This window comes from Streptomyces sp. NPDC006296 (assembly GCF_040613235.1).
Classification (GTDB): Bacteria; Actinomycetota; Actinomycetes; order Streptomycetales; family Streptomycetaceae; genus Streptomyces.
In genome coordinates, this window is sequence record NZ_JBEXRT010000002.1 from 1 (window position 1) to 24646 (window position 24646).

Consider the following 24646-nt stretch of genomic DNA (forward strand, 5'->3'; position numbering starts at 1 on the left):
TGCCGGAGCCCCACCGCGATCGCGGTGGGGCTCCGGCACGTCCGGGGCGGCTCAGGCGCCGACGTTGAACTCGGCCGGGTCGGCGCCGGTGCGCTTGCCCTCGTCGAGCGCGGCGAACGCGGCCAGGTCGTCGGCGTCCAGCTCAAAGTCGAAGACGTCGATGTTCTCCGCGATCCGGGACGGCGTCACGGACTTGGGGATCACCACGTTTCCGGTCTGCAGGTGCCAGCGGAGCACCGCCTGGGCCGGGGTCCGGCCGTGCTTCTGCGCGACGGCGACCACCGTCGGGACCTCGAGGAGGCCCTTGCCCGAGCCGAGCGGGGACCAGGCCTCGGTGGCGATGCCGCGCTCGGCGTGGAAGGCGCGGAGCGTGGACTGCTGGAGCTGCGGGTGCAGCTCGATCTGGTTGAGCGCCGGGACGACGGACGTCTCGCCCAGCAGGCGCTCCAGGTGCTCCGGGTGGAAGTTGGACACCCCGATGGCCTTCGCCCGGCCGTCGGCGAGGATCCGCTCGAAGGCCTTGTAGGTGTCGACGTAGGCGTCCTTGACCGGGACCGGCCAGTGGATGAGATAGAGGTCGACGTGGTCCAGACCCAGCTTGTCCAGCGACGCGTCGAACGCGCGCAGGGTGGAGTCGTAGCCCTGGTCGCTGTTCCAGAGCTTCGTGGTGACGAACAGCTCCTCGCGGGGCACACCGGACGCGGCGATCGCCTTGCCCGTGCCTGACTCGTTGCCGTAGACCGCGGCGGTGTCGATGCTGCGGTACCCGGCCTCCAGGGCCGTGGCCACGGCGGTCGTCGCCTCGTCGTCCGGCACCTGCCAGACACCGAAGCCGAGCTGCGGCATCTCGATGCCGTTGTTGAGCGTGATGGTGGGGACCTGGCTCACGAGCGGTCGATCCTTACGTCGTCGGTCGGTACTCATCCTGGAACGAACGGAGAGCGCCGAGCATTCCCGCTGACCGGATCAGGTGTCCCATCGTGCACCTGTGCGAAAGGCGGCCGGGACCGGAGGCCGCGTTCACCGGTAGAGGGCGTCGACCTCGGCCGCGTACGCCGTCTCGATCGCCTTCCGCTTCAGCTTGAGCGACGGGGTCAGCAGGCCGTGCTCCTCGGTGAACTGGTGCGCGAGGATCCGGAAGGTGCGGATGGACTCCGCCTGCGAGACCGCCGTGTTCGCCGCCACCACCGCCCGCCGCACCTCCATCTCCAGGTCGGGGTCGCGCACCAGGTCCCCGGCCTTCATCGGGGCGCGGCCCTGCATGGCGAGCCAGTGCTCCACCGCCTCGTGGTCCACGGTGACCAGCGCCGCGATGTAGGGGCGGTCGTTGCCGACGACGATGCACTGCGCGACCAGGGGATGGGCGCGTACCCGTTCCTCCAGGCCGCTCGGGGCCACGCTCTTGCCCCCGGAGGTCACCAGGATCTCCTTCTTGCGCCCGGTGATGGTGAGGTAGCCGTCCTCGTCGAGGGACCCCAGGTCGCCGGTGGCCAGCCACCCGTCGTGCAGGACGGAGTCGGTGGCCTTGGGGTCGCCGAGGTAGCCGGAGAACACGTTGGCGCCGTGCACCCAGATCTCGCCGTCCTGCGCGATGTGCACCGTCGATCCCGGGATGGGCTGGCCGACGGTGCCGTAGCGGGTGCGCTCGGGCGGATTGGCCGTGGCCGCGGCGGTCGTCTCGGTGAGGCCGTAGCCCTCGAAGACCGCGACGCCCGCACCGGCGAAGAACAGCCCGAGCCGGCGGTCCATGCCGGAACCGCCCGACATGGCGTGCCGCACCCGCCCGCCCATCGCCTCACGGACCTTGCGGTACACGACCTTGTCGAAGAACTGGTGCTGCATCCGCAGCCCCGCGGACGGCCCCGGCCCCGTGCCGAAGGCCCGCTCCTCCAGCGCCTCCGCGTACTTCACCGCGATCTCGACGGCCTTGTCGAAGGCGCTGACGCGTCCCTCCGACTCCGCCTTGCGCCGGGCGCCGTTGAAGACCTTCTCGAAGATGTACGGCACCGCGAGGATGAAGCTCGGCCGGAAGGTCACGAGGTCCGGCATCAGGGCCTTCGCGGACAGCTCCGGCTGGTGCCCGAGCTTCACCCGGCCGCGCAGCGCGGCGATCTCCACCATGCGGCCGAAGACGTGGGCGAGCGGCAGGAAGAGCAGTGTCGCGGCCTCCTCGCCGGGCTTCGAGAGGAACACCGGATGCCACCGGGCGACCATGGTGTCCGCTTCGAACATGAAGCCCGCGTGGGTGATCACACAGCCCTTGGGGCGGCCCGTCGTGCCGGAGGTGTAGATCACGGTCGCCACCGAGTCGGGGGTCACCGCGCGCCGGTGCCGGTGGACGACCTGGTCGTCGACCAGGGCGCCGGCCTCCACCAGCTCCGTCACCGCGTCCGCGTCCAGCTGCCACAGCCGGTGCAGGTTCGGCAGCCGGTCGATCACCGAGCCGATCGTCATGGCGTGGTCCTCGTGCTCGACCATGACGGCCGCGACCTCGGCGTCGTGCAGCATCCACAGGACCTGCTCGGCCGACGACGTCGGGTAGATTGGCACGGACTGGGCGCCCACCGTCCAGAGGGCGAAGTCGAAGAGCGTCCACTCGTAGCGCGTGCGGGACATCAGGGCGACCCGGTCGCCGAACCGGACGCCCTGGGCGATCAGGCCCTTCGCGAGGGCCAGCACCTCGTCGCGGAAGGCCGCGGCCGTCACGTCGTGCCACCGGCCGTCCGCGTCCTTGCGCCCGAGGGCCGTCCGGTGGGGGTCCTCCTCCGCGAAGTCGAAGACGGTGTCGGCGAGACCGCCTGCCTGAGGGGCGGCCGCCATGGGTGGGACGGTGAACTCGCGCAATGACCTGCTCCTTGTGGCGCTCCGCACGGCGCCGCGACGCTACCTCACCGCACGCGGCTGCGGGAGGGCGCGAAGTGCCCGGAAAACGTGACATCCGGCCAGGCTGACCGTCGAAAACGGGCCAGATGGGCAAGGCTCGGGCGCACTTCCGACCGCGGGGTAAGTGGCTCGGGCGGGAATCTCCACCGAATCTGTACCCGGGACTTACGCCGGTCCCGGGTGCGAGGGCGGCACGGCGGCCCGGTGAAGACGGTCGCCGCCTGCCAGGATCGCCGCCGCGAGGGCGTCCGCGGCGTCCTGGGCGGCGTCCCGGCGGCGCCCGTGCAGCAGCACGAAGTCCACATCCCCCAGCTCCGGCAGACCGGCCCGGGCCGGCACCGGCACGAGCCCGGGCGGGATCAGCCCCCGGGTGTGCGCCATCACCCCCAGCCCGGCCCGCGCCGCCGCGACGAGCGCGCTCAGGCTGGCACTGGTGCACGCGAAGCGGAAGGGCCTGCCGTGCTCCTCCAGCACCTCCAGCGCCCTCGCCCTGGTGATGCCGGGCGGGGGGTAGGCGATCAGCGGGAGCGGGCGTTCGGGATCGATCCGCACCTGAGGCGCGCCGATCCAGCACAGGGTGTCGCGCCAGACCAGCTCGCCGTGGGTGTCCCCGGCGCGCCGCTTGGCCAGCACGAGATCGAGCCGCCCCGCCGCCAGCTGCCGGTGCAGCGTGCCGGACAGCTCCACCGTCAGCTCCAGCTCCACCTCGGGATGCTCGCGCCGGAAGGACTCCAGGATCTCCGGCAGCCGCGTCAGGACGAAGTCCTCGGACGCCCCGAACCGCAGCCGCCCGCGCAGCCGGGTGCCGGTGAAGAAGGCCGCCGCCCGCTCGTTGGCCTGGAGGATCGTCCGTGCGAAGCCCAGCATGGCCTCGCCGTCCTCGGTGAGATCGACCCGGTGCGTGTCCCGGGTGAACAGCTGCCGGCCGGCCTCCGACTCCAGCCGGCGGACGTGCTGGCTGACCGTGGACTGCCGGACGCCGAGCCGGCGTGCGGCCTGGGTGAAGCTCAGGGTCTGGGCGACGGCCAGGAAGGTGCGGAGCTGGACGGGATCGTACACAGGGCCAGGCTATCGCGATCCATGATGACAGTCAGTGTGGTGTACGGGATTCCCGATCGCCGACTCCGGGAGCAGGATGGAGGGCCACGACCCCACCGAGAGAGCACGGAGCACATGACCCGCCGCACCAGCCGCCGTATCCCCGCGCCGCCGTCCTGGCTGCCGGTCGACCCGTACATCCTGGCGCTGATCGGCACGGTGGCGCTGGCCGCGCTGCTGCCCGTCTCGGGGACCGGTGCGGACATCGCGGGCGGCGCGTCGACCGGAGCGGTGGCCCTGCTCTTCTTCCTCTACGGGGCGCGCCTCTCCACCGCGGAGGCGCTCGACGGCCTGAAGCACTGGCGGCTCCACCTCACGGTCCTGGCCTGCACCTTCCTGGTGTTCCCGCTGCTGGGGCTCGCCGGCCACGGACTGGTGCCCCATGTACTGACCCCGCAGCTCCAGGAGGGCTTCCTCTTCCTGTGCCTGGTGCCCTCGACCATCCAGTCGTCGATCGCCTTCACGTCGATGGCCCGCGGCAACGTGCCCGCCGCGATCTGCGCCGGCTCCTTCTCCAGCATCGCGGGGATCGTGCTCACCCCGCTGCTGGCGGCCCTGCTGCTCGGCGGGAGCGGAGGAGGTTTCTCGGCGGACTCCCTCGTGAAGATCGTCCTCCAGCTGCTGGTCCCCTTCCTCGCGGGGCAGCTGCTGCAACGCCGGATCGGCGGCTTCATCGGCCGCCACCGCGCGGTGCTGGGCCGCGTCGACCGCGGCTCGATCCTGCTCGTCGTCTACACGGCCTTCAGCGAGGGCATGGTCGCCGGGGTCTGGCACCAGGTCACCCCGCTCCGTCTGGGCGGGCTGCTCGCCGCCGAGGCCGTGCTGCTCGCGCTCATGCTGGCGGTGAGCTGGTACGGGGCCGGGCGGCTGGGCTTCGGGCGGGAGGACCGGATCGCGATCCAGTTCGCCGGCTCGAAGAAGAGCCTGGCGGCCGGCCTGCCGATGGCCAGCGTCCTGTTCGGCGCGCACGCGAGCCTCGCCGTGCTGCCCCTGATGCTCTTCCACCAGATGCAGCTGATGGTCTGCGCGGTGATCGCCAAACGCCGCTCCCGCGACCCGCTGCCGAGCGGCGGCACGGGCGTCGGGCCCGCACCGGCCGAAGCGCTGAACTGAGGGCCGCCGCAGGCCCTCGGCGCGAACACCGTGGCCCGGCGGACCGGGTGGCCCGTCGCGGCGTGCTGTGCCGGCCGCTCCGATCACGCCGCCGGGCCGGGGCCGATGCTCACGACGGCGCTTCGGGAGCGCCCAGCCGGGTCAGTGCGGTGGCGCTCGGACTGCCCGGCTCTGCGAGATAGAGCACCAGCCGCAGCCCGGAGCCGGGCAGGAGCAAGGTCCGGCGGTCCAGTTCCAGCTCGCCGAGTTCGGGATGACGCACCCGTTTGCGCAGCGCGGGCCGGGGCCGCACGTCGTGGCTGCGCCAGCCGGCGAGGAAGTCCGGGTCGTGTGCGGCGTACGCGTCGACCAGTTCGCCCAGCGCCCGGTTCGCCGGACGGCGAGCGCCGGCCGCGCGCAGGTGGGCGGCGGACTGCCGGGCGAAGGCGCCTTCCGGCTCGGCGGGTGCGGAGCAGAGGGTGCCGCCCAGCCGGATCGCGAGACGCACGGTGTTGCGCGCGTGCACGGGCAGCTGCCCGAAGTCGGTGATCAGGGCCGCCGCCGTGGCGTTCCACGCCAGGATGTCCTCCCGGTCGTTCACCAGGTAGCCGGGTACCGGCCCGAGCTGGTGCAGCATGCGGCGCGCATCGGCGGGCACCGGCTCGTCACCGGCGTCCGTACGAGGCGGGATCTGCCCGGCCAGCCGCGCCAGGTGCTCACGCTCCGGAGCGGTGAGGCGCAGCGCCGTGCCGAGTGCGCTCAGCACCTGGGGGGACGGACGCGGCGCGCGGGCCTGCTCCAGTCGCTCGTAGTAACCCGTGGACACCCCTGCCAGGGCGGCCACTTCCTCCCGCCGCAGCCCCGGGGTGCGCCGCGCCCGCAGACCGGGCGGGTGGACAGCCGTGGCCGGCACCTGGTCCGGCCGCAGCGCCTCCCGCCGACGGCGCAGGAAGTCGGCCATTTCTCCTTTGCTCACCCGGACAGGTTGGCACAACGGTGTCCGGCTCAGCCACGTACCAGTGGTCCGGGGCTCACCGGGGCGTTCCAGGGCGCCGGCCCGCACGCCAGCCTGGTCCGGTCACCTCTCCCACCGAACGCCGGAGGATCACCGTGCCGCCCCGTACCTGCGAAGAGACGTTCCGCCGACTGCTGGAGCTGCTGCTCGCCAAGGACATGGATGCCGTCGCCGATCTGTGGTCGGAACACGGCACCGCCGAATTCCCCTTCGCCGCAGGGGCCTCGCCGAGGCGGCTGACCGGACGTGAGGCCGTCAGGGATTATCTTGCCGGCTACCCGGACCTGATGGACGTGCAGACGATCGCGGCCCTCACCGTGCACCACACCGAACAGCCTGAGACCGTCGTGGCGGAGTTCACCGCGCACGGCCGCACGATCGCCACCGACGAGCCGTACCGGTTGGACTACGTCACCGTGCTCACCACCCGCCAGGGCCTGATCACCCGATACCGGGACTACTGGAGCCCCCTGGCCGTCGCCTCGGCCTCGGGCACGCTGCCCGAACTGCTCGGCTCCCTGAGCGCGGAGGCTGCGCGATGACCGGAGTGCTGATCACCGGCGGCACCGGGAAGACGGGGAGCGCCCTGGCCCGATCGCTGCGCGCGAGCGGTGTGCCGATCCGGGTGGCGAGTCGCAGCCCGTCGGCGGACGCCCGGGACGCGACCCGGTTCGACTGGAGCGAACCGACCACTCATGCGGCGGCCCTGCGCGGGATGGACCGGGTCTACCTGGTGCCCCCCGTGGACACCACGGACCCGATGCCGCTGGTCGAGCCGTTTCTGGCCGAGGCCGAACGGCTCGGCGTGCGCCGGCTGGTGCTGCTCGGCTCCGCCATCGTGCTGCCCGGCGCCCCCAGCGCGCTGGAACTGGCCGCGCACGTGCGGGCACGGCCCGGCTGGGCGGTGCTGCGCCCCTCCGGGTTCATGCAGAACTTCCTGCCTCCACACCCGCTGGGTGAGCAGATCCGGCGGCAAGGTGAGATCCGCACAGCCGCAGGGACCGGCCGGGTGGGCTGGATCGATGCCCGGGACATCGCGGCAGCGGCAGCCGCGTTGCTGACCGGTCCTGATCACCGGCCCGACGACGCGCGTGATCACCTGCTCACCGGGCCGGAGGCCCTGAGCTACGGGGACGCGGCACAGATCATCAGCCGTCGCACCGGCAGGCCGGTCCGGACCGTGCCGGTGGAGGCCGCCGAGCAGGCCTACACCTACCGGGCGTCCGGCATGCCGGACGCCTTCGCGACCGCCCTTGCCGCTGTCGACGCGGGCATCCGAACCGGACGGGAGGACCGGGTCAGCAGTGCGGTGCTGGACCTGACGGGGCGCCCGCCCCGTACCTTCGCCGATTTCGTCCAGGACCACCTGGCCCGGTGGACGAGCTCCGGGACGCCCTGACCGCCCCGGAGCGGTCGCGTCACTCCACGGCGCGGCGCAGGGTGGTCAACGTACGTCCTGTGCCGGGCCCGTGGGGGGTGAGCCCCGTATGCCGGCGAGTCCGAGGCCCGTGCGGCTGCGGGCGTTGGCCTCCGCGACCCGGGCACTGAGCAGCTCGGCCGCGTCGAGCGGCCGCAGGCGGACGGGGTCCGCGTCCCACTCGCGGCCACCGCCGAGCGGGCGGAGCTGGAGGTACGGGCCCTCGTGGCCCATGACCAGCCCCACCCGGCCGCTGTCGTCGTCGTGCACGGCCGTCCCGACGCCGAGCGCGCCGTCCGTCACCCGGCTCCACCCCTTCCTGATCACCTCGGCGAGGGCGTGCGCCACGGGGGCGGCGCAGACACCGAGGTGGACGAGGGCGTACCGGGCCGACCGTGCGGTGTCGTCGCCGTCCGTGTCCGGCCAGGGGGTGCGCACATCCAGCACCGGCAGCTGGAGACCGACGCTGCTCAGCGCGGCGGCGAGGTCGTCGCGCGCGGCCACGGCCTCCTGGATCCTGGCCGTCGCCGCGTGCCCTGACCGGGGCGTCCTGCGGGGGAGGGGCGGCTTCTGCTGCGGTGGCGTCATGGTGTTTCCCTTCGGTCGGTCTTCCGCGGATCCCTCGGTCCGCGCCTCCCCCGCGCACTACGGTGCGTGAGGGGCTCGTCACGACAATGGCCCGGTCAGGGCCGTGACACACCGACGGCGGAATGTGCTTCCCCGGCGGATGAGCCACGTTCCACACGTTCCACGGAGGGCGCGATGCCGACGAGGCGGGCGGTCACAGGCCGCAGCAAGGAACCACGGGCACGGTTCGCGGAGGAGCTGCGGCATCTGCGTACCGAACGCGGCGAGAGTCTGCGCCAGCTCGGCGAACGGCTGGGCTGGGACTGGTCGCTGTTCGGGAAGATGGAGAAGGGCGAGACGGTCGGCGGCCCGGAGGTGGTGCAGGCGCTGGACCAGTACTACGGCACACCGGGCCTGTTGCTGGCCATGTGGGAACTGGCGATCAGCGACCAGTCACAGTTCAAGGAGCGCTATCAGCGGTACATGGCGCTGGAAGCGGAAGCGACGAGCCTGTGGCACTTCGCGGTGAGCGTGCTGCCGGGACTGTTGCAGACGCCGGGGTACGCGCGGGAAATTCTGGCGGCGGGTGGCACCAAGGGCGAAGCGTTGGAGCAGCAGGTCGAGGCGCGGATGGGACGACGAGAGTTGCTGCTGGGGGACAACTCGCCACCCTTCCGCACGATCGTCTCGGAGGCAGTGTTACGGACGCCGTTGCGTGATGTAACCGAGTGGCAGAAACAGTTGGAGTATCTGGGAGAGCTCGGCGCGCGGGAGAACGTGACGCTTCATGTACTTCCGTTCCGCGCAGGGCTGTACGGCTTGGACAGTACGGCGCTGATGTTCCTGCGGCTCCCTGATGGGCGTACCGTCGCGTACACGGAGAACGCCTACAGGGGCGACCTCATCGAGGCGAACCAGCCAGTGGATCGGCTGCAACGCGCCTACGATGCGGTGCGTGACCTGGCGCTGTCCCCTGCCGAGTCGCGGAAGTTCGTATTCAGCCTGTTGGAGGAAGTACCGTGCGATCCATCGACCTGAACGCGGTTACCTGGCGCAAGAGCTCCTACAGCAACTCGGACGGCGGCGAATGCGTCGAGGTGTCCGACGACTTCGCCGCGGTCGTCCCCGTCCGTGACAGCAAGAGCCCGCACGGCCCGGCGCTCATTGTCGCGGCGGACGGCTGGTCGTCGTTCGTGTCCGCGGTGAAGGACGGCGCTCTCAGCGTCTGAGCCGTCAGCAGCGCGCCCATCTCGCTCATCTGGGCGAGATGGCGCAGCGCTCGCATCCGGCACTACAAGTGCTGTCGCAGAGTGCCGCGTTGCACGCGTTGGCGAGTAGGGGTGTCTGTTTTTTCGGCTGCCTGACGGTCAGACTGTGGCGTACTCGGAATACGGGTACAAAGAAGAACTACACGAGGAAAGCACCGCGGGAGGACTGTCGTGCGATCCGTCGACCTGAGCGCCGCGACCTGGCGCAGGAGCAGGCACAGCAACCAGGACGGTGGTGCGTGCGTCGAGGTGTCCGACGACTTCGCCGCGATCGTCCCCGTCCGTGACAGCAAGAACCCGCAGGGTCCTGCGCTCATCTTCGCGGCGGGCGGCTGGTCGTCGTTCGTGTCCGCGGTGAAGGACGGGGTCCTGGCCGTCTGAGCCGCCAAGGGCCGGTCCGGGTGGCGCTCTCCGCCGTGCGTGGTCCCGTCCCGGCGGGCCTCAGTCCCGGCTCGCTGGGGCTTCGAAGGCGATGCGGTGGTCGCCCGCGTACACGTTCATGGACTGCCCCCGCAGGAAGCCGACAAGGGTGAGCCCGCTCTCGGCCGCGAGGTCCACGGCCAGCGAGGAGGGGGCCGAGACCGCCGCGAGCACCGGGATACCGGCCATCACGGCCTTCTGCGCAAGCTCGAAGGAGGCGCGTCCCGAGACCAGCAGGATCGTCTGCGAGAGCGGCAGCCGGCCGTCGGTGAGCGCCCGCCCGACGAGCTTGTCGACCGCGTTGTGCCGACCGACGTCCTCGCGGACGTCGAGCAGCTCGCCCTCCGGTGAGAACAGTGCCGCGGCGTGCAGGCCCCCGGTGCGGTCGAACACCCGCTGCGCGGCGCGCAGCCGGTCGGGGAGCTCGGCGAGCAGGGCGGGCGTCACCCGGACCGGGGGAGTGTCGGCGACCGGGTGCCGGGTCGTGGTGCGGACGGCGTCGAGGCTCGCCTTGCCGCACAGGCCGCAGGAGGACGTGGTGTAGACGTTGCGCTCCAGCGTGATGTCGGGGACCACGACGCCCGGGGCGAGCTTCACGTCCACCACGTTGTACGTGTTCACACCGTCGGCCGTGGCCCCGGCGCAGTACACGATCGACTGCACCTCGGAGCCCTCGCCGACCACGCCCTCACTCACCAGGAACCCCGCCGCGAGCGCGAAGTCGTCGCCCGGGGTGCGCATCGTGATGGCGAGCGGCTTGCCGTTGAGCCGTATCTCCAGGGGCTCCTCCGCGACGAGCGTGTCGGGGCGGGTGGTGACCGCCCCGTCCCGGATGCGGATGGTGCGGCGACGCTCGGTGACCCGTCCCATAGCCGTGAATCCCGATTCTGTACGTGGTGGAGGCCGAGAGCGGCCCTTCCTACAGAGGTTGCCACGGCCCACCGGGTCGCCGTGCGGCGAGGCGGCGGTGAGAATCCCGCCGCTCCTCGGCCGGACCGGCGCGGGCCCGGCGGGGTGTCGACGTGGGCAAAGACTGTCTACAGTATTCCATCGCGGGTGCTGCCCGTGACAGCGGGTGCCTTCTCGGTCCGCGGTTCCGGCGTGTCGCCGGAGAGTCCGTGAGAGTTCCCGGTGAGGTGTTCGAGACGCTCCAAGCTCGGGCCCGTATTCCTGTGGGATCACGTGCCCGTGTACCGATCGGTAGCAACCAAGACTTGATGGTTCCTGCCAAACGTAGCGAGGGGAACCCGTACATGACCGGCTCACGTGTCGTGGCGCTCGGCCACTACCAGCCTGCCAAGGTCCTCACCAACCACGATCTGGCGGCCATGGTCGACACCACCGACGAGTGGATCACCAGCCGGGTCGGCATCCGGACCCGGCACGTGGGCGGCCCCGACGAACCGGTGGACGAGCTGGCCGCGCACGCCGCGTCCAAGGCGCTCGCGTCGGCGGGCCTCCAGCCCTCCGACATCGACATGGTCCTCGTCGCCACCTCCACGGCCATCGACCGCTCGCCGAGCATGTCCGCCCGGGTCGCCGCGCGCCTGGGCATGGTCGCGCCGGCCGTGATGGACATCAACGTGGTCTGCTCCGGGTTCACCCACGCGCTGGCCACCGCCGACCACGCCGTCCGGGCCGGAGCCGCCACCCGGGCCCTCGTCATCGGCGCGGACAAGATGGGCGACATCGTCGACTGGACGGACCGTTCCACCTGCGTCCTGATGGGTGACGGGGCGGGCGCCGCCGTCGTCACCGCCGACCCCGAGGGCGGCGACCGGCCCGGTATCGGCCCCGTCCTGTGGGGTTCGGTGCCCGGGATGGGCAACGCCGTACGGATCGAGGGCACGCCCCCGCGGTTCGCGCAGGAGGGGCAGTCCGTCTACCGCTGGGCGACCACCCAGCTGCCGCCGATCGCCCGCACGGTCTGCGAACGGGCCGGTGTGACGCCCGAGGACCTCGCCGCGGTGGTGCTGCACCAGGCCAACCTCAGGATCATCGAACCCGTCGCCCGCAAGATCGGCGCCGTCAACGCGGTCATCGCCCGGGACGTGGTCGACTCCGGCAACACCTCGGCCGCCTCCATCCCGATGGCGCTGTCCAAGCTGGTGGAGCGGGGCGAGGTGGAGAGCGGCGCGCCGGCCCTGCTCTTCGGTTTCGGCGGCAACCTCTCCTACGCGGGGCAAGTGATCCGCTGTCCGTGAACCCCCTCGGTGCGGCCGTGTGCTCGGTAGGCTGTCGACGGTAGGCAATGGCCCGGCGCCCGGAGGGGGACCAGGATGTCGTCCGCAGGACTGCCGCCGGGCACGATGCCGAGGCTGGAGCGCCCCGGGCCCTTGCGCGAGCGCGTCTACGAGGCGCTCCTCGAGCTGATCACCACGCGCGCGCTCCGTCCCGGCCGGCACCTGGTCGAGAGCGAGCTGGCCGGGCAGCTCGGGGTGTCGCGGCAGCCGGTCCGCGAGGCGCTCCAGCGGCTGAACACCGAGGGCTGGGTGGATCTGCGCCCCGCGCAGGGCGCGTTCGTCCACGAACCCACCGAGGAGGAGGCGGACCAGCTGCTCTCGGTCCGCACCCTGCTGGAGGCCGAGGCCGCCAGGCTCGCCGCCGCGCACGGCGGGCGACCGGGCACCGAGGAGCTGGCGGAGCTGTGCGCCCGGGGGGAACGAGCCGTCGCCGACGACGACGTGGACCTCGCCGTCGCCACGAACGCCGCGTTCCACGCCAAGGTGATGGAACTGGCCGGAAACGCGGTGCTGTCCGAGCTGGCCGCCCAGGTGGACCGCCGGGTCCGCTGGTACTACACCCCCGTGGCCATGCGGCGCGGAACCCGCTCCTGGGCCGAGCACCGTGAGCTGATCGCGGCGATCGCGGCCGGGGACGAGCGGCGGGCGGGCGAGATCATGCGGGCGCACACCGAACACACCCGCCAGGCGTACCACCAGCGCGAAGAGGCCTGATCCCGTCCGCGGAACCCGCCCCGTCCCCGGAACGGGCGGAACCCGCCCCGCCCCCGGAACGGGCGGAACCCGCCCCGCCCCCGGAACGGCGATGCCGCCCTGCGCGCGAACCCCGCCGCACCCCGGCCCCGTTCACCCCGCCCGGCCGCCCCACGCACCGCCGGCCCCGCGCACCCACCGCCCCGCGCGTCCCGCCAAGCGCCTCGCGCCCCACCCGCCCCACCCCGCGCGCGCCCCGGGGGCCGCCCCGGCCGCCGCCGAGGACCCGGGACGGCCGCTCACCCCCGTCCCGGTGCCGCGCAGCGGTACGCCCCGCGGCGGCCAACTCCCCGCTCCGTCCCGGCCGCTGGCCCGTTCCGCGCCACCGCCGGTCCATCTTTGTCCTGAGTGTGGAGAAAGTTGGGGCCGATTCCTGCTCAACTTCTTCCCACCCAGGTAAACCGCTGCTACGTTCCCCTCGAAAGCCCGACGGACTGGCCGATGTGGCGGGGAGGGACGCGTGAGACGTATGACGGCACGACCCGCGAACACGCACCAGGCTCGACTGCTCCGCCTGCTGCGCGACGGGGGTCCCAACTCCCGTGCACAGCTCGGCGATCAGATCGATCTGTCCCGTTCCAAGCTCGCCGTCGAGGTGGACCGGCTCCTGGAGACCGGGCTCGTCGTGGCCGACGGGCTCGCCGCCTCCCGCGGCGGGCGCCGCTCCCACAACATCAGGCTGGCCCCCGGACTGCGGTTCCTCGGTGTCGACATCGGAGCCACCTCCGTCGACGTCGCCGTCACCAACGCCGAGTTGGAGGTCCTCGGACACCTCAACCACCCGATGGACGTACGGGAGGGGCCGGTCGCGGTCTTCGAACAGGTGCTGGCGATGGCGGCCAAGCTCCGGGCGTCCGGGCTCGCCGAGGGGTTCGACGGCGCCGGTATCGGCGTCCCGGGCCCCGTCCGCTTCCCCGAGGGCGTGCCGGTCGCTCCGCCCATCATGCCCGGCTGGGACGGCTTCCCGGTCCGGGAGGCGCTCAGCCAGGAGCTCGGCTGCCCGGTCATGGTGGACAACGACGTGAACCTGATGGCACTGGGGGAGCAGCACGCGGGCGTCGCCCGCTCCGTGGCCGACTTCCTCTGCGTCAAGATCGGTACCGGCATCGGCTGCGGCATCGTCGTCGGCGGGGAGGTCTACCGCGGCACGACGGGCAGCGCCGGGGACATCGGCCACATCCAGGTGGAACCGGACGGGCGCGCCTGCGCCTGCGGCAACCGGGGCTGCCTGGAGGCCCACTTCAGCGGTGCCGCGCTGGCCCGGGACGCCGAGGACGCCGCCCGGGCCGGCCGCTCCAGCGAGCTGGCGGCCCGGCTCGACAGCTCCGGCACGCTCTCGTCGGTCGATGTGGCCGCCGCCGCGGCGGCCGGTGACCCCACGGCGCTCGACCTGATCCGGGAGGGCGGCCGGCAGACCGGGCAGGTCATCGCCGGACTCGTCAGCTTCTTCAACCCGGGTCTCGTCGTGATCGGCGGCGGTGTCACCGGACTCGGCCACAACCTGCTGGCCAGCGTCCGCACCCAGGTCTACCGGCAGTCCCTGCCGCTGGCCACGGGCAACCTGCCCATCGTCCTCGGTGAGCTGGGGCCCGTCGCCGGAGTGACCGGTGCGGCCAGGCTCATCAGCGACCACCTGTTCTCGCCGGCCTGATGTCCGGGCCGGCGCGCCGTTCGGCACGCGTACCACCACCTCCGTAGACAGCCCGTCCCGAGCTCCGCCCGCAGGACCGCACCGCACGCACAGCAGCACCGTCCAGCAGTTCCGTCAGCAGTACGGCACCGCCGGCACTGCGCCCTGCCCGCTCACCGGCCTTCCCGCGTCCCCGGCTCCGTCCGGGCGGGGGAAGGGCCGATCCGCCGAGGGGATCCCGTCATGGCACCAGAACCACCCCTGCTCACGATGTCCGGCATCACCAAGTCGTTCCCTGGAGTGCGCGCCCTCGACGGCGTGGACCTGGAGGTCGTCGCGGGTGAAGTCCACTGCCTCCTCGGCCAGAACGGCGCCGGCAAGTCAACCCTTATCAAGGTGCTGGCCGGGGCCCACCAGCCCGACGGCGGCGCCATCACCTGGCGCGGCGAACCCGTCCAGCTGACCACGCCGATCACCGCGATGCGCCTGGGCATCGCCACCATCTACCAGGAACTCGACCTGGTCGAGGGCCTGTCCGTGGCCGAGAACGTCTTCCTCGGGCACGAACCGACCAGTGCCGGCTTCGTCGTGCGCAGCCGTGAGGCCCGCACCCGGGCCGCCGCCCTCCTCAAGCGGCTCGGACACCCGGAGATCGACCCGGCCCGCCTCGTCGGCGACCTCTCCGCCGCCCACCAGCAGATCGTCTCCATGGCGCGGGCGCTCTCCCACGACGTACGGCTCATCGTGATGGACGAGCCGTCCGCCGCGCTCGACCCCGACGAGGTCGACAACCTCTTCCGCACCGTCGACGGGCTGACCGCCGACGGGGTGGCCGTCATCTACATCTCGCACCGGCTGGAGGAGATCCGCCGCATCGGTGACCGGGTGACCGTCCTCAAGGACGGCCGGGCCGTCGCCGTCGGACTCCCCGCGAAGTCCACCCCCACGCGGGACGTCGTCGCCCTGATGACCGGGCGCAACGTCGAGTACGTCTTCCCCGAGCGGCCCGACCCCGCCGCGCGGGCCTCCGCCGAGCCGGTGCTGAAGGTCGAAGGGCTGACCCGCAAGGGCGAGTTCGAGCCCGTCGACCTGGAGCTGCGGCCCGGCGAGATCGTCGGCCTGGCCGGGCTCGTCGGCTCCGGGCGCTCCGAGATCCTGGAGACCGTCTACGGCGCCCGCAAACCGACCGCGGGCCGGGTCCTCGTCAACGGCTCGCCGCTGCGCGCCGGCAGCGTCCGGGCGGCCGTGGCCGCCGGTATCGGGCTGGCACCCGAGGAGCGCAAGGCGCAGGCGCTGCTGCTGACGGAGTCCGTCACCCGCAACGTCTCGGTCTCCTCCCTGTCCCGCTTCGCCCGTGCCGGCTGGCTCGACCGGGGCGCCGAGCGCGAAGCCGCCCGGGCCGCGACCCGCGAGCTCTCGCTGCGGCCCGACAACCCGGACACCGCCGTCCGCACCCTCTCCGGCGGCAACCAGCAGAAGGCGGTCCTGGCCCGCTGGCTGCTGCGCGGCTGCCGGGTGCTGCTGCTCGACGAACCGACCCGCGGCGTCGACGTCGGCGCCCGCGCCGAGCTGTACGCCGTGATCCGCCGGCTGGCCGACGAAGGCCTCGCCGTCCTGCTCGTCTCCAGCGAAGTGCCCGAAGTCCTGGGCCTCGCCGACCGGGTGCTGGTGCTCCGGGAAGGCCGTGTCGTGCACACGGCCGACGCCAGGGAGCTCGACGAGCACCGTGTCCTCGACCTCGTCATGGAAGGGAGCCCGACGTCATGACACAGTCCGCACCGTCGGCGCAGAGCCACGGGCCGGAGAAGGGGACCGTAGCCGGCCCCCCGGCCGCACCACCGTCGAAGCAGGGCGGTGGCCTGCGCGCCCTCGGCCTGCGCGTCGACGTCCGCAACCTGTCGCTGCTCGGCGTCCTCGCCGTGCTGATAGCCGTCGGCGGGTTCACCGAGCCGGACGCGTTCCTGGACACCGGGAACCTCCAGCTGATCCTGACCCAGTCGTCCGTCATCGGGGTCGTCACCGTCGGTGTCACCTTCGTGATCATCAGCGGCGGCATCGACCTGTCGGTCGGCGCGATGGTCGCGCTGGCCTCCGTCTGGGCGACGACGCTGGCCACCCAGGACTTCGGCTTCGCGGGCATCCTGTTCACCGCCGTCGTCGTCGGCCTCGCCGCCGGGCTCGTCAACGGGGTCCTCATCGCCTACGGGCGCATGGTCCCCTTCATCGCGACGCTCGCCATGCTCGCCTCGGCCCGCGGGCTCGCGCTCCAGATCACCGACGGCAAGACGCAGATCGTCACCGTGCAGTCCGTGCTGGACCTGGGCCTGCCCGACAGCTACGTCCTGGGCATTCCGCCCCTGGTCCTGGTCTTCGCCGCGGTGACCGTGGCGGGCTGGCTGATCCTGAACCGGACGACCTTCGGACGCCGCACGGTCGCCGTCGGCGGCAACGCGGAGGCGGCCAGGCTCGCCGGCATCGACGTACGGCGCCAGCGCCTCTACCTCTACCTGCTCTCCGGACTCTGCTGCGGCATCGCCGCCTTCATGCTCGTCATCCTGTCCGGATCGGGCCAGAACACCAACGGCAACCTGTACGAGCTGGACGCCATCGCCGCCGCCATCATCGGAGGCACCCTCCTGAGCGGCGGGCGCGGCACCATCGTCGGCTCCGTGCTCGGTGTCCTCGTCTTCACGACGATCACCAACATCTTCGCGCTCAACAACCTCCAGAGCGACGTCCAGCAGATCGCCAAGGGCGCCATCATCGTCGCCGCCGTCCTCGTCCAGCGCCGCACCCTGCGCGGCGGCGAGACCTGAGCGACGCCCCGGTACCGGACGACACCGAAGCCACCACCCGCAGTTCCGTTTGCACCGCACCGCACCGGATGAAGGGTTTGACCGTCATGCCAGAAACCAGCCGCAGAGGACTTCTCTTCGGCACCGCGGCCGTCTCCGCGGGAGCCTTCCTCACCGCCTGCACCAGCAACGAGCCCAAGGAAAAGGCGGTCGCGCAGAGCAACCAGCCCGCCGCCGACGACAAGCCGGGCACGCCCGTCACCATCGGCTTCGCCGGCCCCCAGGCCGACCACGGCTGGCTGAACGCGATCAACGTGAACGCCAAGTCGCGGGCCGAGAAGTACTCCGAGGTCACCCTGGAGATCACCGAGGGCTCCAACGACACGGCCGCCCAGATCGGCCAGGTCAAGACCCTCATCAACAAGAAGGTCGACGTCCTCGTCGTCCTCCCCGCCGACGGCAAGGCGCTCACCCAGGTCGGCCTGGAGGCCATGCGGGCCGGCATCCCGGTCGTCAACCTGGACCGCGTCTTCGCCTCCCCGCAGGCCTACCGCTGCTGGGTCGGCGGCGACAACTACGGCATGGGCCTCAACGCCGGGCACTACATCGGCGAGCAGCTCAAGGACAAGCCGAACGCCAAGGTCGTCGAGCTCGCGGGCATCGACAACCTCGAACTCACCAAGCAGCGCAGCCAGGGCTTCGCCGACGCGCTGAAGAACTACTCCAACATCAAGCTGGTCGCCCGTCAGGCGGCCGACTTCACCGTGGAGTCCGGCCAGGCCAAGATGGCCCAGCTCCTCCAGGCACAGAAGCAGTTCGACGCCCTCTGGAACCACGACGACGACCAGGGCGTGGGCGCCCTGCGGGCCATCCAGCAGGCGGGCCGCGACGAGTTCATCATGGTCGGCGGCGCGGGCGCGAAGTCCGCCATGGACGCCATCAAGGCCGACGACAGCGTCCTGAAGGCCACCGTGCTCTACCCGCCCACGATGGCCGCCTCGGCGATCGACCTGGCCCGCGCCCTCGGCCAGAGCAAGGGCGTCGCCGGCCTCTCCGAGATGGAGATCCCCACCTCGCTGACCCTCTACTCGGCCGTGGTCACGAAGGAGAACATCGACCAGTACCTGCCGACGGGCTTCAGCTGAGCCGGAACCACCGCCGCCACCGAACCACCGACGAGGAGGAAGTCCGCATGGCCCGTAGGGAAGAGACGGAGCAGGGGACCGGTGCGCCGCCGCCGACGGCGACACTCGGCATCGGCATGGTCGGATACGCGTTCATGGGCGCCGCCCACTCCCAGGGGTGGCGCACCGCGGGACACGTCTTCGACCTGCCGGTGAAACCCGCTCTGGCCGCGATCTGCGGACGCGACCGTACGGCCGTCGAGGCCGCCGCCGCCCGGCACGGGTGGGCGGCGGCGGAGACCGACTGGCGCGCCCTGATCGCCCGGGACGACGTGCAGCTGGTCGACATCTGCACGCCCGGTGACAGTCATGCGGAGATCGCCATCGCCGCCCTCGAAGCGGGCAAGCACGTGCTGTGCGAGAAGCCGCTCGCCAACACGGTTGCCGAGGCGGAGGCGATGGCGGAGGCAGCCGAGCGGGCGGCGGCCCGCGGCCAGGTGGCGATCGTGGGCTTCAACTACCGCAAGGTGCCCGCCCTCACCTACGCCCGCACCCTGATCGAGGAGGGCCGGCTGGGGCGGCTGCGGCACGTGCGCGCCACCTACCTCCAGGACTGGCTCGTCGACCCCGAGTCGCCGCTCACCTGGCGGCTCGACCGCGACCGGGCCGGCTCCGGCGCGCTCGGCGACCTCGGGGCGCACATCGTCGACCTCGCCCAGTACCTGGCCGGGGAGCCGCTGGTCGGGGTGTCGGCGATCAGCGAGACGTTCGTCCGCGAGCGGCCCGTGCTCACCGGCGCTGCGGCCGGGCTCTCGGGCGAGGCGGACGGCACCGCGCGGGGGGCGGTCACCGTCGACGACGCCACGCTGTTCACCGGACGGCTGGCGTCGGGGGCCCTCGCCTTCTTCGAGGCGACCAGGATGGCGGCGGGACGCAAGAACGCCCTGCGGCTGGAGATCAACGGGGAACGGGGGTCGATCGCCTTCGATCTGGAGCGTCTCAACGAGCTCTCCTTCCACGACCACACCGAACCCGCCACCACCGCCGGGTTCCGCCGCATCCTCGTCACGGAGCCCCAGCACCCCTACCTGGAGGCGTGGTGGCCGCCGGGCCACGGTCTGGGCTACGAGCACACCTTCGTCCACCAGGCCCGTGACGTGGTGCGGACGATCGCCGAGGGCGGCGCCCCGGTGCCCTCGTTCGCCGACGGGCTCCAGGTGCAGCGGGTGCTCGCCGCCGTCGAGGAGAGCGCCGCCAAGAACTCCGTACACACCCCGGTCCCCTTCTAGGAGGTCCCGCGCATGCCCCGTCCCTTCACTCTCTTCACCGGCCAGTGGGCCGACCTGCCGCTGGAGGAGGTCTGCCGCCTCGCCCGGGACTTCGGTTACGACGGCCTCGAACTCGCCTGCTGGGGAGACCACTTCGAGGTCGACAAGGCCCTGTCGGACCCCGGGTACATCGAGGGCCGGCGTCAGCTCCTCGACTCGTACGGCCTCACGTGCTGGGCCATCTCGAACCACCTGGTCGGCCAGGCGGTCTGCGACAGCCCCATCGACGAGCGCCACCAGGGCATCGTGCCGGCCCGCATCTGGGGGGACGGGGAACCCGAGGGCGTACGCCGCCGGGCGGCGGAGGAGATCAAGAACACCGCCCGCGCGGCGGCCGCCCTCGGGGTGGACACGGTCATCGGCTTCACCGGGTCCTCGATCTGGCACCTGGTCGCCATGTTCCCGCCGGTCCCGCCGCACATGATCGAACGCGGCTACGAGGACTTCGCGGAGCGGTGGAACCCGATCCTGGACGTCTTCGACGCCGAGGGGGTCCGCTTCGCCCACGAGGTCCACCCCAGCGAGATCGCGTACGACTACTGGACCACGCACCGCGCCCTGGAGGCCGTCGGCCACCGTCCCGCGTTCGGGCTGAACTTCGACCCGAGCCACTTCGTGTGGCAGGACCTCGACCCGGTCGGCTTCCTGTACGACTTCCGGGACCGGATCTACCACGTGGACTGCAAGGAGGCCCGCAAGCGCCTCGACGGGCGCAACGGCCGCCTCGGCTCCCACCTGCCGTGGGGCGACCCGCGGCGCGGCTGGGACTTCGTCTCGGCGGGCCACGGCGACGTGCCCTGGGAGGACGTCTTCCGGATGCTGCGGTCCATCGGTTACGAGGGCCCGGTCTCCGTGGAGTGGGAGGACGCGGGCATGGACCGGCTGACCGGGGCGCCGGAAGCACTGGCCTCGCTCAAGCGGTTCGACTTCGACCCGCCGAGCGCGTCGTTCGACGCGGCGTTCGGCGGCAGCGACTGACCCGCGGCGGGGTACGGGCCCGTGCCCGTACCCCGCGCCCGGCCGGCGGCTCCCCGAGCCCGGCACCCCCCGGCGCCCTCCCGCAGGACGCCGGGGGGCGGTTCGGCATGCCCGGAACCGTCTTTGTCCTGGCCTCGGCAGAAGTTCGGCCCAGTCGCTGCGCAAGGGCTTTCCGTACCGGACGAACACGGCTAACGTCCCCTCCGAGTACACGAGATGACTCGCGTCACCGGGGCCCCGCGTCCCGGCGACGGGCGCGGCAGTCCCCGCGCGGAACGGCTGACCTCACCCGCCCGAACAACCGGCACTCTCCGGAGGACGCACGTGCACCGAAGCAGCAGACGGCTCCGCGCCCGAAAATCACTCGCTCTCCTCACCGGCGGACTGCTCGCCGCCGCCACCCTCACCCTGGGCTCCTCGCCCGCCGCCACCGCGGACGCCCCGCGGGCCGCGGCCGCGCAGGACGCCGCCGAGGACTTCCAGCAGGTCACCCTCGCCAAGGGAGCGGCCGAGACCGGCGAACCCATGTCGCTGGCGGTGCTGCCCGACCGCAGCGTGCTGCACACCTCCCGCAGCGGCGAGCTGCGGATCACGGACAGCGCCGGGAACACCCGGATAGCCGGCACCATCCCCGTCTACTCGCACGACGAGGAAGGCCTCCAGGGCGTCGGGATCGACCCGGACTTCGCGGAGAACCGCGCGATCTACCTCTACTACGCGCCCCCGCTGGACACCCCGGCCGGTGACGCCCCGGAGACCGGCACCGCCGCCGACTTCGCGAAGTTCGACGGCGTGAACCGCCTCTCCCGCTTCGTGCTCAAGGAGGACGGCACCCTCGACAACGCCAGCGAGAAGAAGGTCCTCGACATCCCGGCCTCGCGCGGCATCTGCTGCCACGTCGGCGGGGACATCGACTTCGACGCGCAGGGCAACCTCTACCTCTCGACGGGTGACGACTCCAACCCCTTCGCCTCCGACGGGTTCACCCCGATCGACGACCGCCCCGACCGCAACCCGGCGTTCGACGCCCGCCGCACCGCCGGCAACACCAACGACCTGCGCGGCAAGGTCCTGCGCATCAAGGTCGCGGACGACGGCTCGTACACCGTGCCCGAGGGCAACCTCTTCGCCCCCGGCACCGAGAAGACCCGCCCCGAGATCTACGCGATGGGGCTGCGCAACCCGTTCCGCTTCAGCGTCGACAAGGCCACCGGCATCGTCTACCTGGGCGACTACGGACCGGACGCCGGCGCGGCCGACCCGAACCGCGGCCCCGCCGGACAGGTCGAGTTCGCCCGGATCACCGAGGCCGGCAACTTCGGCTGGCCGTACTGCACCGGTGACAACGACCCGTTCCGGGACTACGACTTCGCCACGCAGACCTCCGGCCCGGCCTTCGACTGCGCCGCCCCGAAGAACGACTCGGCGCACAACACCGGCCTCGTCGACCTGCCGCCGTCCCAGGCCGCCTGGATCCCCTACGACGGCGGTTCGGTGCCCGAGTTCGGCACCGGCTCGGAGTCCCCGATGGGCGGACCCGTCTACCGCTACGACGCCGACCTCGACTCCCCGGTGAAGTTCCCCGAGGAGTACGACGGCGACTTCTTCGCCGGAGAGTTCGGCCGGCAGTGGATCAAGCGCATCGAGCAGGCCGCCGACGGCACCGTCCAGTCGATCAACGACGTCCCGTGGTCCGGCACCCAGATCATGGACATGGCCTTCGGCCCGGACGGCGCGCTCTACGTCCTGGACTACGGACTCGCCTGGTTCGGCGGCGACGAGAACTCGGCGCTCTACCGCATCGAGAACGCCACCGGCGGCCGCTCGCCGATCGCCGAGGCGTCCTCGGACAAGACCTCCGGTGTCGCCCCCCTCAAGGTGAAGTTCTCCTCCGCCGGCACCGCCGACGGTGACGGCGACGCCCTGACCTACGCCTGGGACTTCGGGGACGGCGGGACCTCCACGGCCGCCAACCCCACCTACACGTACAAGAAGAACGGCACCTACGTCGCCACCCTGACCGCCGAGGACCCCACCGGCCGCACCGGCTCGGCGAGCGTCCACATCACCGTCGGCAACACGGCACCCACCGTCGTGCTCCAGGCACCCGCCGACGGGCAGCCGTTCGACTTCGGCGACGAGGTCCCCTTCAAGGTGAACGTCACCGACCCGGAGGACGGCACCATCGACTGCAGCAAGGTCGAGGTCAAGTTCACCCTGGGCCATGACAGCCACGGCCACGACATCACCACCGAGCACGGCTGCGAAGGCACCATCAAGACCGCGATGGAGGGCGGCCACGACCCGAACGCCAACATCTACGGCGGGATCTCCGCGTCCTACACCGACGGCGGGGGCGGCGGACAGGCCGCACTGACCGGCCGTGACGGGGCGAAGCTCCAGCCGCGCCACCGCCAGGCCGAGCACTTCGACGACTCCTCCGGCATCACCACGCCGAGCAAGACCAGCGCGCACGGCGGCCGGACCGTCGGCGACATCGACAACGGCGACTGGATCTCCTTCAGCCCGTACATCCTCGACGGCTCCACCAAGCTCACCGCCCGCACCTCGTCGGCCGGCGCCGGCGGCTTCCTCGAAGTGCGCGCCGGATCCGCCACCGGCAAGCTCCTGGGCTCCGCGCCCGTCCCGGTGACCGGCAGCTGGGACACGTTCCAGGACGTGGACGTGCCGCTGCGCGGCGCGCCCAAGAAGGCCACGGAACTCTTCCTCGTCTTCAAGGGAGGAGCCGGAGCCCTCTACGACGTGGACGACTTCGAGCTCTCGAACACCCCGGTGGACAAGACCGCCAAGCGCGTCCTGGCCTTCTCCAAGACCGGCGGCTTCCGGCACGACTCGATCCCCGCAGGCATCGCCGCGCTGAAGGAGCTCGGCAAGGACACCGGCATCACGGTCGACTCCACCGAGGAGGCCGGCCAGTTCACCACCAACAACCTGGCCCGCTACGACGCCGTCGTCTTCCTGTCGACGACCGGTGACGTCCTGAACACCGACCAGCAGAAGGCGTTCGAGAACTTCGTCTCCACCGGCGGCGGCTACATGGGCGTCCACGCGGCGGCCGACACGGAGTACGACTGGGAGTTCTACGGCGGCCTCGTCGGCGCGTACTTCGACTCCCACCCGCAGATCCAGCCCGCGACCGTCCGGGTGGAGAACCACGACCACCCGGCGACCGCCCACCTGGACGAGGCCTGGGACCGCACCGACGAGTGGTACAACTACCGCACCAACCCGCGGGACAAGGCCCAGGTCCTCGCCACGCTCGACGAGACCACCTACACCGGCGGCACCATGAAGGGCGACCACCCGATCTCCTGGTGCCAGGCGTACCAGGGCGGCCGGTCCTTCTACACCGGTCTCGGCCACACCAAGGAGTCCTACGCCGAACCCGCCTTCCGCCAGCACCTGCTGGGCGGTCTGCGGTACGCCTCGGGACAGGTGAAGGCCAACTGCAAGCCGGACACCGGCTACCGCTCGATCTTCAACGGGAAGACGCTCGAAGGCTGGAAGCAGGCAGGCCCCGGCAAGTTCACCGTGACCGACGGCGAGCTGCGCACCGAGGGCGGCATGGGCCTGCTGACCTACCAGGCCAAGGAGCTGAAGGCCTACTCGCTGAAGCTCGACTGGAAGATGGAGGGCGACGACAACTCCGGAGTCTTCGTCGGCTTCCCCGAGTCGGACGACCCGTGGTCCGCGGTGAACAACGGCTACGAGATCCAGATCGACGCGACGGACGCCCCGGACCGCACCACCGGAGCCGTCTACACCTTCAAGTCCGCCGACATCAAGGCCCGTGACCGGGTTCTGCGGCCGCCCGGCCAGTGGAACAGCTACGAGATCAAGGTCCAGGGCGAGCGGCTCCGGGTCTTCCTGAACGGGGTGAAGATCAACGACTTCACCAACACCGACCCGGTCCGCAGCCTCAAGGACGGATACATCGGCCTCCAGAACCACGGAGCCGACGACCAGGTGTCGTTCCGCGACATCCAGCTGAAGGAACTGCCCTCGACGTAGGGC

20 protein-coding genes and 1 pseudogene are annotated in these 24646 nt (G+C 71.7%); 15 read left to right on the forward strand and 6 right to left on the reverse strand.

The annotated features are described in order from the left end of the window. Positions 1–51 precede the first annotated feature (51 nt). The 3 genes from ABZ172_RS01355 to ABZ172_RS01365 all read right to left on the reverse strand — a co-directional run bounded on the left by ABZ172_RS01355 (position 52) and on the right by ABZ172_RS01365 (position 3942). Entirely contained in the window at positions 52–888 is an 837-nt protein-coding gene (locus ABZ172_RS01355) for an aldo/keto reductase (protein WP_356878908.1), read from the reverse strand. 132 nt (positions 889–1020) lie between these two features. Continuing rightward, entirely contained in the window at positions 1021–2820 is a 1800-nt protein-coding gene (locus ABZ172_RS01360; protein WP_356878910.1) for a long-chain fatty acid--CoA ligase, read from the reverse strand. Positions 2821–3048: 228 nt separating this feature from the next. Further along, the gene (locus ABZ172_RS01365; protein ID WP_356878912.1) at positions 3049–3942 is read right to left on the reverse strand and encodes a LysR substrate-binding domain-containing protein; all 894 of its coding nucleotides are present in this window, start codon (positions 3940–3942) and stop codon (positions 3049–3051) included. Between the two features lie 114 nt (positions 3943–4056). Between ABZ172_RS01365 and ABZ172_RS01370 the strand changes: the two genes are divergently transcribed. Continuing rightward, a complete protein-coding gene (locus tag ABZ172_RS01370) occupies positions 4057–5094 on the forward strand; it encodes a bile acid:sodium symporter family protein (RefSeq protein ID WP_356878914.1) in 1038 nt (345 codons plus the stop codon). Between the two features lie 109 nt (positions 5095–5203). On the opposite strand, the gene ABZ172_RS01375 is transcribed toward ABZ172_RS01370, so the two are convergent. After that, positions 5204–6049 (reverse strand): helix-turn-helix transcriptional regulator, encoded by an 846-nt coding sequence (locus ABZ172_RS01375; RefSeq protein ID WP_356878916.1) that lies wholly within the window; start codon positions 6047–6049, stop codon positions 5204–5206. Between the two features lie 134 nt (positions 6050–6183). Between ABZ172_RS01375 and ABZ172_RS01380 the strand changes: the two genes are divergently transcribed. Beyond that, complete coding sequence (locus ABZ172_RS01380; protein ID WP_356878918.1) at positions 6184–6630, forward strand: nuclear transport factor 2 family protein; 447 nt, start codon at positions 6184–6186, stop codon at positions 6628–6630. Beyond that, the gene (locus ABZ172_RS01385; protein WP_356878920.1) at positions 6627–7487 is read left to right on the forward strand and encodes an NAD(P)H-binding protein; all 861 of its coding nucleotides are present in this window, start codon (positions 6627–6629) and stop codon (positions 7485–7487) included. The genes ABZ172_RS01380 and ABZ172_RS01385 overlap by 4 nt, the downstream gene beginning before the upstream one ends. 330 nt (positions 7488–7817) lie before the next feature. Here ABZ172_RS01385 and ABZ172_RS01390 read toward each other — a convergent pair. Next, positions 7818–8093, reverse strand: a pseudogene (locus ABZ172_RS01390) (hypothetical protein); the annotation flags it as partial. Positions 8094–8267: 174 nt separating this feature from the next. Between ABZ172_RS01390 and ABZ172_RS01395 the strand changes: the two are divergent. The 3 genes from ABZ172_RS01395 to ABZ172_RS01405 all read left to right on the forward strand — a co-directional run bounded on the left by ABZ172_RS01395 (position 8268) and on the right by ABZ172_RS01405 (position 9721). Then, positions 8268–9110, forward strand: coding sequence for a helix-turn-helix transcriptional regulator (locus tag ABZ172_RS01395; RefSeq protein WP_356878922.1), 843 nt, complete (start codon positions 8268–8270; stop codon positions 9108–9110). Continuing rightward, positions 9092–9301, forward strand: coding sequence for a DUF397 domain-containing protein (locus ABZ172_RS01400; RefSeq protein WP_356878924.1), 210 nt, complete (start codon positions 9092–9094; stop codon positions 9299–9301). The genes ABZ172_RS01395 and ABZ172_RS01400 overlap by 19 nt, the downstream gene beginning before the upstream one ends. Positions 9302–9511: 210 nt before the next feature. After that, a complete protein-coding gene (locus ABZ172_RS01405; RefSeq protein ID WP_356878926.1) occupies positions 9512–9721 on the forward strand; it encodes a DUF397 domain-containing protein in 210 nt (69 codons plus the stop codon). A gap of 60 nt (positions 9722–9781) precedes the next feature. Here ABZ172_RS01405 and fdhD read toward each other — a convergent pair whose 3' ends face one another. Beyond that, the gene (gene fdhD, locus ABZ172_RS01410) at positions 9782–10630 is read right to left on the reverse strand and encodes a formate dehydrogenase accessory sulfurtransferase FdhD (RefSeq protein ID WP_356878928.1); all 849 of its coding nucleotides are present in this window, start codon (positions 10628–10630) and stop codon (positions 9782–9784) included. Between the two features lie 383 nt (positions 10631–11013). Between fdhD and ABZ172_RS01415 the strand changes: the two genes are divergently transcribed. The 9 genes from ABZ172_RS01415 (at position 11014) to ABZ172_RS01455 (ending at position 24643) form a co-directional block, all read left to right on the forward strand. Continuing rightward, on the forward strand, positions 11014–11964 hold the full coding sequence (locus ABZ172_RS01415; protein WP_356878930.1) for a beta-ketoacyl-ACP synthase III: 951 nt from the start codon (positions 11014–11016) through the stop codon (positions 11962–11964). A gap of 75 nt (positions 11965–12039) precedes the next feature. Beyond that, positions 12040–12717 carry a GntR family transcriptional regulator gene (locus ABZ172_RS01420; protein ID WP_356878932.1) on the forward strand — a complete coding sequence of 226 codons (678 nt, stop codon included), beginning with the start codon at positions 12040–12042 and terminating at the stop codon, positions 12715–12717. A gap of 508 nt (positions 12718–13225) precedes the next feature. Then, positions 13226–14407 (forward strand): ROK family transcriptional regulator, encoded by a 1182-nt coding sequence (locus ABZ172_RS01425; RefSeq protein WP_356878934.1) that lies wholly within the window; start codon positions 13226–13228, stop codon positions 14405–14407. 222 nt (positions 14408–14629) lie between these two features. Continuing rightward, positions 14630–16153 (forward strand): sugar ABC transporter ATP-binding protein, encoded by a 1524-nt coding sequence (locus ABZ172_RS01430; RefSeq protein WP_356878936.1) that lies wholly within the window; start codon positions 14630–14632, stop codon positions 16151–16153. Then, the gene (locus tag ABZ172_RS01435) at positions 16150–17202 is read left to right on the forward strand and encodes an ABC transporter permease (RefSeq protein WP_356878938.1); all 1053 of its coding nucleotides are present in this window, start codon (positions 16150–16152) and stop codon (positions 17200–17202) included. Before ABZ172_RS01430 ends, ABZ172_RS01435 begins: the two co-directional genes overlap by 4 nt. A gap of 86 nt (positions 17203–17288) precedes the next feature. Further along, positions 17289–18326 carry a substrate-binding domain-containing protein gene (locus ABZ172_RS01440; protein WP_356878940.1) on the forward strand — a complete coding sequence of 346 codons (1038 nt, stop codon included), beginning with the start codon at positions 17289–17291 and terminating at the stop codon, positions 18324–18326. Positions 18327–18373: 47 nt separating this feature from the next. Continuing rightward, on the forward strand, positions 18374–19594 hold the full coding sequence (locus ABZ172_RS01445) for a Gfo/Idh/MocA family oxidoreductase (RefSeq protein WP_356878942.1): 1221 nt from the start codon (positions 18374–18376) through the stop codon (positions 19592–19594). Positions 19595–19606: 12 nt separating this feature from the next. Beyond that, entirely contained in the window at positions 19607–20611 is a 1005-nt protein-coding gene (locus ABZ172_RS01450) for a sugar phosphate isomerase/epimerase family protein (protein ID WP_356878944.1), read from the forward strand. 324 nt (positions 20612–20935) lie between these two features. Continuing rightward, entirely contained in the window at positions 20936–24643 is a 3708-nt protein-coding gene (locus tag ABZ172_RS01455; RefSeq protein ID WP_356878946.1) for a ThuA domain-containing protein, read from the forward strand. Positions 24644–24646: the final 3 nt, after the last annotated feature.